Origin of the sequence: Kaistia soli DSM 19436 (assembly GCF_900129325.1) — a bacterium.
Taxonomy (GTDB): Bacteria; Pseudomonadota; Alphaproteobacteria; order Rhizobiales; family Kaistiaceae; genus Kaistia; species Kaistia soli.
Genome location: NZ_FQUP01000009.1, coordinates 77,368 through 88,007 on the forward strand (window position 1 = coordinate 77,368; position 10,640 = coordinate 88,007).

The 10,640-nt window shown below is 66.0% G+C and carries 5 protein-coding genes; 4 read left to right on the forward strand and 1 reads right to left on the reverse strand.

The features are described from left to right. Positions 1 to 4: 4 nt before the first annotated feature. The 4 genes from BUB39_RS23545 to BUB39_RS23560 all read left to right on the forward strand — a co-directional run bounded on the left by BUB39_RS23545 (position 5) and on the right by BUB39_RS23560 (position 8,218). On the forward strand, positions 5 to 3,541 hold the full coding sequence (locus tag BUB39_RS23545; protein WP_073058507.1) for a 5-oxoprolinase/urea amidolyase family protein: 3,537 nt from the start codon (positions 5 to 7) through the stop codon (positions 3,539 to 3,541). After that, positions 3,541 to 5,355, forward strand: coding sequence for an allophanate hydrolase (atzF, locus tag BUB39_RS23550; protein ID WP_073058508.1), 1,815 nt, complete (start codon positions 3,541 to 3,543; stop codon positions 5,353 to 5,355). The genes BUB39_RS23545 and atzF overlap by 1 nt, the downstream gene beginning before the upstream one ends. Before the next feature lie 69 nt (positions 5,356 to 5,424). Further along, on the forward strand, positions 5,425 to 6,690 hold the full coding sequence (locus BUB39_RS23555; protein WP_073058509.1) for an MgtC/SapB family protein: 1,266 nt from the start codon (positions 5,425 to 5,427) through the stop codon (positions 6,688 to 6,690). Positions 6,691 to 6,727: 37 nt separating this feature from the next. Further along, positions 6,728 to 8,218 carry a CYTH and CHAD domain-containing protein gene (locus BUB39_RS23560; RefSeq protein WP_175561938.1) on the forward strand — a complete coding sequence of 497 codons (1,491 nt, stop codon included), beginning with the start codon at positions 6,728 to 6,730 and terminating at the stop codon, positions 8,216 to 8,218. A gap of 1,079 nt (positions 8,219 to 9,297) precedes the next feature. Here the strand turns inward: BUB39_RS23560 and BUB39_RS23570 are convergent. Further along, the gene (locus BUB39_RS23570) at positions 9,298 to 10,509 is read right to left on the reverse strand and encodes a WcaI family glycosyltransferase (protein ID WP_073058512.1); all 1,212 of its coding nucleotides are present in this window, start codon (positions 10,507 to 10,509) and stop codon (positions 9,298 to 9,300) included. Positions 10,510 to 10,640: the final 131 nt, after the last annotated feature.

Here is a 10,640-nt window from a genome sequence, read left to right on the forward strand (position 1 = left end):
CACCATGTTCCAGAAGGTTCTCATCGCAAACCGGGGCGAGATCGCCAGCCGGATCATCCGCACTTTGCGCCGGATGGGCATCGCGTCCGTCGCCGTCTATTCGGCGGCCGACCGCTTTTCCCGCGCCGCGCTCGACGCCGACGAGGCCGTCGCCATCGGGCCGGCGGCACCGAAGGAAAGCTATCTCGACATCGACGCCATCATCGCCGCCTGCAAGGCGACGGGCGCCGAGGCCGTACATCCGGGCTATGGTTTCCTGTCGGAAAACGCCGTCTTCGCCGAACGTCTGGCCGAGGCCGGCATTCGCTTCATCGGCCCGCGGCCGGCGCATCTCCGCGATTTCGGACTGAAGCATACGGCGCGCGCGCTGGCCGAGGCCTCCGGCGTGCCGCTGCTCCCCGGCAGCGGGCTGCTCGGCTCCGTCGAGGAAGCGATCTCGGCCGCCGAGCGCGTCGGCTACCCGGTGATGCTGAAGAGCACGGCCGGCGGCGGCGGCATCGGCATGCAGCTCTGCCACGACGTCACGGAACTCGCCGCGCGCTTCGAGGCCGTGCAGCGCATGGCGACCTCCAGCTTCGGCGACGCCCGCGTCTATCTGGAGCGTTATGTCGCCGTCGCCCGTCATGTCGAGGTGCAAATCTTCGGCGACGGCAAGGGCCGCGTCGTGGCGCTCGGCGAGCGCGACTGCTCGCTGCAGCGGCGCAACCAGAAGGTCGTCGAGGAGACCCCGGCGCCGAACCTTTCGGACGCCATCCGCGCGCGGCTCCAAGCTGCCGCAATCGCCCTCGGCGAGAGCGTCGCGTATGAGTCCGCCGGCACGGTCGAGTTCATCTATGACGTCGCGCGAGATGACGTCTCCTTCCTCGAGGTCAATACCCGCCTCCAGGTCGAGCATCCGGTCACCGAGGCGGTGTTCGGCGTCGACCTCGTCGAATGGATGATCCGTCAGGCGGCCGGCGAACTGGACCTGCCTGCGCAGGCATCGCTGGTCCCGACCGGCGCGGCCATGGAAGTCCGCGTCTATGCCGAGAACCCGCAGGCCGATTTCCGGCCGCAGGCGGGCCTCCTGACCGAAGTCCGCTGGCCTGAGGGCGTGCGCGTCGACGGCTGGATTGAAACGGGCACCGAGGTGACCGCCTGGTATGACCCGCTGCTCGCCAAGGTCATCGTGCACGGCGCCGACCGGGTCGAGGCTCTGGACCGGCTGAAGGCAGCGCTGCATGACGCCTCCGTCCAGGGCATCGAGACCAATCTCGACTACCTCCGCGCCATCGCCGGCTCCGAACTCTTCGCAACCGGCGACGTCTCGACTGCCGCGCTGAAAACGCTGCCCTTCGTGCCGCGCGCTATCGAGGTTCTGGCGCCCGGTGCGCAGTCTAGCGTGCAGGACTTTCCGGGCCGTGTCGGCCTGTGGAATGTCGGCGTGCCGCCGTCGGGTCCGATGGACAGCCGCTCGCACCGCCTCGCCAACCGTATCGTCGGCAATGCGGAGGACGCCGCCGCGCTGGAGCTGACCGTTTCCGGACCGATGCTGCGCTTCCATCGCGACGCCGTCATCGCCATCACCGGAGCCGATATGGCGCCGAAGCTGGATGGCCAGCCGATCCAGTCCTTCGTGCCGGTCGCCGTTCCGGCTGGCGCGCTGCTCGCCTTCGGCGCCGTCTCGGGTCCCGGGCAGCGCAGCTATCTCGCCGTTCGCGGCGGCATCGATGCCCCGCTTTTCCTCGGCTCGCGCGCCAATTTCAGCCTCGGCCGCTTCGGCGGCCATGCGACCGGCACGCTGCGGGCCGGCGACGTGCTGAAGATCGGTGATCTCGTCGCGTCCGAGCCGATGACGCCCGCCGAAGACGAGCGGCCGGAACTGACCCGCGACTGGACCATCGGCGTCCGCTCAGGGCCGCATGGCGCACCGGACTTCTTCACCGAAGGCGACATCTCCGCGCTGTTCTCGGCCCGCTATGAGGTGCATTTCAATTCCTCGCGCACCGGCGTCCGTCTGATCGGCCCGCAGCCCGCATGGGCACGCGCCGATGGCGGCGAGGCGGGGCTGCACCCCTCCAACATCCACGACAACGCCTATGCGATCGGCTCGATCGATTTTACCGGCGACATGCCGATCATCCTCGGCCCAGACGGCCCGAGCCTCGGCGGCTTCGTCTGCCCGGCGGTGATCAGCCGCGAAGAGCTTTGGAAGATTGGCCAGTTGAAACCAGGCGACGGTGTCAGGTTCGTCGAAGCCGTCGACCCGGCACCCAAAATCGCGGCGCCCATCCACCGCCGCCCGGCCTCGCCGATCCTGCGGGCGAGCGATGCCGGTCCGGTCAGCGTCGTCTATCGCCGCGCCGGCGATGACAATCTACTCGTCGAATATGGGCCAATGATGCTCGACATCGCGCTGCGCCTGCGCGTCCATCTCCTGATGGAAGCCGTGGCGGCGGCGCGGCTGGCGGGGCTTATCGAAATGACGCCCGGCATCCGCTCGCTGCAGCTGCATTTCGACAGCAAGGTGCTGCCGGTGGGCCGGTTGATCGACGCGCTGGAAGAGATCGAGGCCGCCTTGCCGGCCGCCGAAGACGTCAGCGTTCCCTCGCGCATCGTCCATCTGCCGCTGTCGTGGAACGACCCGTCCGTGCAGCTCGCGATGCGCAAATATCAGGAGCTGGTCCGGCCCGACGCGCCCTGGTGCCCGTCCAATATCGAGTTCATCCGCCGCATCAACGGCCTCGCCTCGATCGACGACGTCAAGCGGATCGTCTTCGACGCCGACTATCTCGTGCTCGGCCTCGGCGATGTCTATCTCGGCGCACCCGTGGCGACCCCGCTCGATCCGCGCCACCGCCTCGTGACGACCAAATACAATCCGGCCCGCACCTGGACGCCGGAAAACGCGGTCGGCATCGGCGGTGCCTATCTCTGCATCTATGGCATGGAGGGGCCGGGCGGCTACCAGCTCTTCGGCCGCACGATCCAGATGTGGAACGCCTGGCGCGAGACGCCGGAGTTCAAGCCGGGCCATCCCTGGCTGCTGCGTTTCTTCGACCGCGTCCGCTTCCACGAGGTCAGCGAAGCTGAGCTAGCCGAGGCACGCGAGGCCTTCCCGCATGGCCGTTATCCGCTGAAGATCGAGGAGACCAGCTTTTCCTATGCAGACTATGCCGCATCGCTCGAAGCCAATGACGCCGGCATAAGGGCGTTCAAGGCGACGCAGCAGGCGGCGTTCGAAGCCGAGCGGCTCGATTGGAAGGCGCGTGGGCTCGACAGCTTCGTCAGCGACGAGGGCGGCCGCGTCGATGGTGCCGATGACGCCATCCCCGAGGGCATGCAGCCGGTTTCGGCCCAGATGACCGGCAATGTCTGGAAGATATTGGTGGAAGAAGGTTCGATGGTCGAAGCCGGACAGCCGGTGGTGATCGTCGAATCGATGAAGATGGAAATGGAAATCACGACACCGGTCGCTGGCCGCATTACGGGCCTCCGCTGCCAGCCGGGGCGCACCGTTCGCGCCGGCGATGTCGTCGCTTTGATTGAAGGAACCCTGTGATGCTGCCGACCTTCCTCGATATCGCAACCCTCTCCGAGGGTTACCGCAGCGGCCGCTTCAGCCCGGTCGACGTGATCCGCGAGGTGATCGCGCGCATCGAAGCCTGGCCCGACAAGGCCGTCTGGATCAGCCGCTTCGATGATGCAGCGCTCATCGCTACCGCCGAGGCACTCGTCGCCGCCGGCCCCGCCCGCGCCGACCAGCCGCTCTGGGGCGTGCCGTTCGCGGTCAAGGACAATATCGACTGCGCGGGCCTTCCGACCACCGCCGCCTGCCCCGCCTTCGCCTACAGACCCGACGCCGACGCCTTCGTCGTCGCCAAGCTGAAGGCGGCCGGCGCGCTCGTCGTCGGCAAGACCAATCTCGACCAGTTCGCGACGGGCCTCAACGGCACGCGCTCGCCCTATGGCGCGCCCCGCTCCGTGTTCGACCCGGCCTATATCTCCGGTGGCTCATCGTCCGGCTCGGCCGTTGCCGTCGCCTCGGGGCAGGTCGCCTTCGCGCTTGGCACCGATACGGCTGGCTCGGGCCGCATTCCCGCCGCCTTCAACAATCTCGTCGGCGTCAAGCCATCCCGCGGCATGCTCTCGGGCACTGGCCTCGTCCCCGCCTGCCGCAGCCTCGACTGCATCACCGTCATGGCGGGAACGGTCGGCGATGCCGATCTCGTCCGCAGTGTCGCGAGCGGCTGCGACGCCGCCGATCCCTATTCGCGCGCCCTGCCCCCGGCGGTGCTGCCGCAATCTGGCTTCCGCTTCGGCGTTCTGGCCAAGGCTGAGCGCGAGTTCTTCGGCGACGCCGAGACCGAGGCGCTCTACAACGCGGCCATCGGCAGGCTCGCGATGCTCGGCGGCGTCGCTGTCGAGATAGACTATGCGCCGTTCCGCGAGTGCGCCGCGCTGCTCTATGGCGGCCCATGGGTCGCCGAGAGGCTCGCGGCGATCGAGAGTTTCGTCGCCGACCACGCCGATGCCATGGATCCGACCGTGCGCACCATCGTCGAGGGCGCGCGCGGCTATTCGGCCGTTGATGCCTTCCGCGGCCAGTACCAGCTCGAGACGCTGCGCAAGCGCACCGACGTCGAATGGGCCCGGATGGACGTGCTGCTGCTGCCGACGGCACCGACGACCTACACCGTCGAGGCCATGCAGTCGGATCCGATCCGCCTCAACTCCAATCTCGGTCGCTACACCAATTTCGTGAATCTCCTGGACTGCAGCGCCATCGCCGTGCCGGCCGGATTCCGCTCCGACGGGCTGCCGGCCGGCGTCACGCTGGTCGGTCCGGCTTTTGCCGATCGCGCGCTCGCCGCGCTCGGCGACCGGCTGCATCGGCTTGAGGCCTATGGCATGGGCCGCGACCGCGAGACCGCTTTGCCGGAGGCCAGCGCTCTGCCTGCTGCCCCCTCCGACCTGATCCCGATCGTCGTGGTCGGCGCGCATCTGACGGGGATGCCGCTCAACCATCAACTGACCGGCGCCGGCGGCGTCCATCTCAAGACCTGCCGCACGGCCGGCGACTATCGTCTCTATGCCTTGCCGAACACCACGCCGCCGAAGCCAGGGCTCATCCGCGAGCCCGGTCTTGCAGGCGATGGCCTGATTGTCGAGGTCTGGGCGCTGCCGCCAGCGGCGTTCGGCGCCTTCGTCAACGCCATTCCCGCGCCGCTTGGCGTCGGCAAGGTGACGCTCGACGACGGCTCCGAGGCGACCGGTTTCCTCTGCGAGGCGCACGCGATCGAGGGCGCCCGCGAAATCACCGCGCTCGGCGGCTGGCGGGCCTATATCGCGGAGCGGGCGGCGGCTCCGGCATAGACTGCGCTGGATCAAGCGCGGCCTTCGCATCTCGGCTAGACTGAACCCGTCTGGTCAAGCGGGGCGCGCATGGACACGGATCTGGCGCTGAGACTGACACTCGCGCTCGCTATCGGTCTGGTAGTGGGGCTCGAACGCGGCTGGCGCGAACGGGAAGCCGCGCCGGGCAGCCGCACCGCGGGGCTCAGAACCTATGCGCTGTCGGGTCTGCTCGGCGGCATATTCGCGGCCCTCGCCCGCGCGTTCGATGCGCCGATCCTGATCGGCTTCGGCTTTCTTGGCTTCATCGCGGTGTTCGCCTTGTTCAAGCGCGACGAAAGCCGCGCCGACCATGACTACAGCGTCACCGGGACGGTCGCGGCGATGCTCGTCTTCGCGCTCGGGGCGCTGGCTGTCATCGGCGACAGGAACATTGCCGCCGCTGCTGGGATCGCCACCGCCACCTTGCTCGCCGCGCGCGAATGGCTGCACAGCCTGGTCGCCCGCATCACCTGGCAGGAGATGCGCTCGACCCTGCTGCTCCTGGCCATGACCGCGATCGTATTGCCGATCCTGCCCGACCGCGCCCTCGACCCGCTTGGGGCCATCAATCTTCGCGAAATCTGGGGCTTCACCATCCTGCTCGCCGGGCTCTCCTATGCCGGCTATCTCGGCATGCGCATTCTCGGACCCTCGCGCGGCATCCTCGTCACGGCACTGACGGGCGGCTTGGTCTCTTCGACAGCGGTCACGATCACCTTCGCAAGACGGGCGGCGACAGGCGAGGACGCCGGAACGCTCGCCGCCGGCGCCGCGGCCGCAGGGGCCGTTTCGCTCTTGCGGGTCGTGGTCGTCAGCACGCTGATCGAGCCGCGCCTGTTCGCGCCCCTGGCGGCGGCGGCTGTTCCGGCCGCCCTCATCTTCCTGCTCCCATCGGTGAAGTCAGCCCTTCGCTCCCATGCCACCGCCCCGGGCGCCATGACGCTCGGAAATCCGTTCGAGTTGCTGCCGGTGATCGGATTCGCCGCCCTCCTCGCCGTGATCGGTCTCGCTGCGGCCTTCGTCAATCAGCGCTTCGGAAGCGCAGGACTCTATCCGCTCGGCGCAATCGCAGGCCTTGCCGATGTCGACGCTTTTTCGGTATCGACCGCCCGGCTCGCCAGCGGATCGATTGCACTGCAGGAGGCGGCGACCGCAATCCTGATCTGCCTCGGCGTCAACGCTGCGGCGCGCGCCGCCTATGGTGCGCTGCTTGGGGACGGCCGATTTCGCATTCGACTTTTGCTCACGACAGCTGCAGCGATCATCGTGGGATCAGCGTTGGGAACCATCGCACAGCTCGCGGCGCTGCCCTGAGCGCCGCAACCGATCGACCGAAAGGAACCCGATGAGCATGGACAGCGAGACGGCCGCCGCCCCCACGGAGATCGAACTGAAATTCACGATCGATCCGACCGATCTCGCAGTCTTCAGGAATCTCGCTTTTCTGACCGACCTACCGTCAAAGCGATCGTCGCTCTCGGCGACCTATTTCGATACCGAGGATCAAGCCCTTCGCCGCGCCGGATACGCCCTCCGCCTGCGCCGCTCGGCAGACGGCACCATCCAGACGCTGAAGGGCGCCTCGGAGGGGGCAGCGGGGCTATTTTCGCGATCGGAACGCGAATGTGCTGTCCCAGGCGATACGCTCGATGACGCCATGCTGGCAGCGGCTCTTCCGGTGGACGTGCGCGCGGCCACGGCGGGCCGCCTGGCTCCTTTGTTCACAGTGGACGTCGAGCGTACCGAATGGCGGGTCGCAGTCCCAGGCGCCGTCATTGCCGTCAGCGTCGACCAAGGCGCGATCCAGGCAGGCGATCACCAGGCGCCGATCAGCGAGGTTGAATTCGAACTCCGCAGCGGAACCGTCGAGGCCGTATTCGCGCTTGCCGGCTCTGCCGTCGAGAACGTGGCGCTGCACCTGCAGCCGCTCGGAAAGTCGGAACGGGGCTATCAGCTCCTCGGCGCGTACGCGCCTCGACCCCGCTCGGTCGCCAGCGCGATCACGTCTCCTACGCTCGCCGCTGCCATCCGCCCGATCATGGCCGAGCTGATCGAAGGGATCGCGCTTGAGCGTGCAGCCGTCCTGGCTACCGGCGATCCGGAGGCCGTGCACCGGCTGCGTGTGCTGCTGCGCCGGCTGCGCTGCCTGCTCGAGGTGGCCGCCGAAACGATCTCCGGGGCCAAACTCGGCACGTCCGCGAGAACCATTCGTCGCGCCTTCCGGCGCCTCGGAACGGTTCGTGATCTCGATATCCTCACGGCCGCGGTTCCGCAGAACGCCGAGAGCGCGGATGGAGCGATGAGCGTGATCGCCGCCGACCGCCAACACGCATTCGCGAAAGTACGTCGCCTTCTCGGGTCGCGTGGCTTCGCGGTAGCCATGCTGGACCTGCTCTCCTTCTCCACGATCGATCGATCGGCAGATGAACCGCAGGCCGACAATGAGGCGACGCTGGACGAGGAACTCCGCCGCGTGTTGACGCGCCGCTGGCACAGCGTTCGCCAGTCGCGCCGGCCGTCGAAACTCTCCGTCCGCGCGCGGCATCACCTGCGAATCGACGTCAAGACCTTTCGATACACGACGGATTTCTTTGGAGAACTATTCCTCGAGGCCAAGGCAGCCAAGCGTCGTCAAAGATCAGATGATGCCGTCCGCGATCTGCAGACATCCCTCGGTAAACTGAACGATCGCCGCAATGTCGAGCGTCTGGCGCGCGACCATTTAGGCGACCCTGTCACCACGGCGCTTGGTCTGACGGCATCGGCGCCCGATGAGTCAGATCTCCGGGGCGCCGACAAAGCCTTCAAGCGCCTGATGGGCGGCAAGCCCTTCTGGGCATAGGCGAGGGTCTATTGGCCGTCTGACGACCGCGCTATTGCGCGAGAGCTCGGTGCAGACGCGGAGAGGATGCGCGCCAAGCCATAGGGAACCCAAAGAGGCAGCCATCGATATGGATGTCCCTTGGGGAGCGCCGAACCATTACGCCTTGCCTTGCCTGCCTCGTGTCGTGCCCGCTCTGCACTGAGCGGCAAGGGGTAGCGGCTGACGAGCGGATCAATCGGACGAACATCTTCCATTCCGGTCTCCAATATGCGGAAACGAGGCGGCGTCGAACAGGCGCTGCTATGGTGCAACGCAGTATAACATATGGCGTTGCAGCACTCCATATGACGAGGCGCAGACATTCATGCAGCCCGTTTGGCGGAGCCGCATCGTCCTTATGGGGGGTGATCAAAAAGATGGCAGGCAGAAGCAAGCTGCGCCGTCGCGCATCTCAAAGGCTTATGGTTGGGCAACAAGACTTGATGACCACTTGATCCATGGCAACGATCAGGCCTGACAATTGTGCATCAGACTTCAGCCAACTGAAGGCTCTCCACCATTTTGTCGCCCGGCGACATGGAATAAAAGCAGAAATGCCGCTAGAATTCGAGATCTACAACCTTGACTGGTGGCGGTTTTGCTTCACGAGACTGATCATTTCGAATCCTACTCCAAAAGTGGTATTCCCATCATATTGTGCCGCGACTTGGCATTGAGGCAGGATGAGCTGTAGAGGCGAGATCGTAGATTCGCTTTCCAAAGAAGATCGCGTTGCAGGCGCGGCGAAAAAAGGACAAAACGATGTCGGACCCCACCAGCGCGACGAGGCGCCGACATAGTAGTCGCTCTTCGAAAACTTCGAGTGGCAAGACCCTTGTGCCCAGCGATCCTATCGTCAGCGTATATCCGTTGCCGATGGATGCTAAGCGTGCGAAGGACGAGGCGGTGCGGGCGCGCCGGCTTGGCAAGAGGTTGCCTGTCGGCCACCCTTATCGGCGCCTGCCCCTCTGGGTGCCTTACTGGCTCGCGCGCCTGATCAACAATTCAGCTCCGAGTTCGAAGCCGCTGCCGCCCGAGAAGGGCGACGGCTGATCGCGTCAGAACTCGATTGCTTCCGCGAAGCGCTTCAGGCCGTCGGTGCGGGAGAGCTGCGATGACAGCTTACGCTGCAGCGCGCGATCCGTCGTCATCTTGCGGGCGGCGACGTCGAGGATCGCCTCGGAAAGCCGCTCGGAATCGCCGGGCGGCGTGATGAACGCGGCCTGTCCCAGGAATTCGAAGATCTCGGTTCCAGACGCGGCTGTGACGACGATCGGCCGGCCGGACGCGAGCATGCCGCCGAGCTTCGACGGCAATACGAGGTCAGCGGCATTGCCATCCTGCGGCAAGGCGTGCAGGTCGGCCATGTTCAGGAATGCATTCAGCCGGGAGTAAGGCTGGAACGGCAGAAACCTGACGGTTTCCAAATGGCCATAGCGCGCAATCAGATCGTCCTTCGCCGGCCCCTCGCCCGCGATGATGAAACGGATCGAACGATTGTCCTTCAGCGCAGCCGCAGCATCGAGCAGCACGTGCAGGCCCTGCTTGGCGCCGATATTGCCGGAATAGAGGACGACGAACGCTTCGTCGTCATAGCCAAGTTCATCGCGATAGGGACTGCGCCCATCGACGGGAAAGATCTGGTCGAGATCGACCCAATTCCGGATCACGCTGATATTGGTTTCAGCCACGCCCTTCTCGGCGATCTTCTCAGCCATGCGGTTTGAGATCGTAACGACGCGATCAAAAGCGCGCATCACGAGCCGCTCGAAGCCATAGCCAAGCCGGCGCAGCCACGGCTTGCCGCCGATATGACCGACCGCGAAAGCGGCATCCACTTCGAGATCCTGAACATGGAGGATCGTCTTCGCGCCCGTCAGCTTGGCGGCGAGCACCGCGATCGGCGCTGCGATCAATGTCGGCTCGATGCAGAGGACGGTATCCGGCCGATGCCGGATGAACTGCCACAGCACAGCCGGCAGCGATGTCGCCGCAAAGCTGATCGGCGCGATCAGCCGCCAGACGCCTTCCATCTGCTTGCGCAGAAGGAGCGGACACCGCACGACGGTGACGCCGTTCAGCCGCTCCGTCTCGTAGCTATTCCGATATGGCGCCTGGACCACCCAGCCCGGATAATGGGCCGGCGTGGTCACGACGACGACATCCTTGCCGGCAGCGGCGAGATGCTCAGCGATCTCGCCCGTATACCGGCCGACACCGGCCATCTCTGGCGCATAGTTCATGGCATAGACAAGAACGCGTCCGGTCATGCCATGAACTCCGCGTCGAAATCAGCCATACGCGTCATCCTCACGCGTTGTGCATGACGGGGGCGTGGGCCATGACCTTGAGGTCCTCGACCATCATCTCGGCGACGAGCGCATCGAGACCGGTCTCGTGG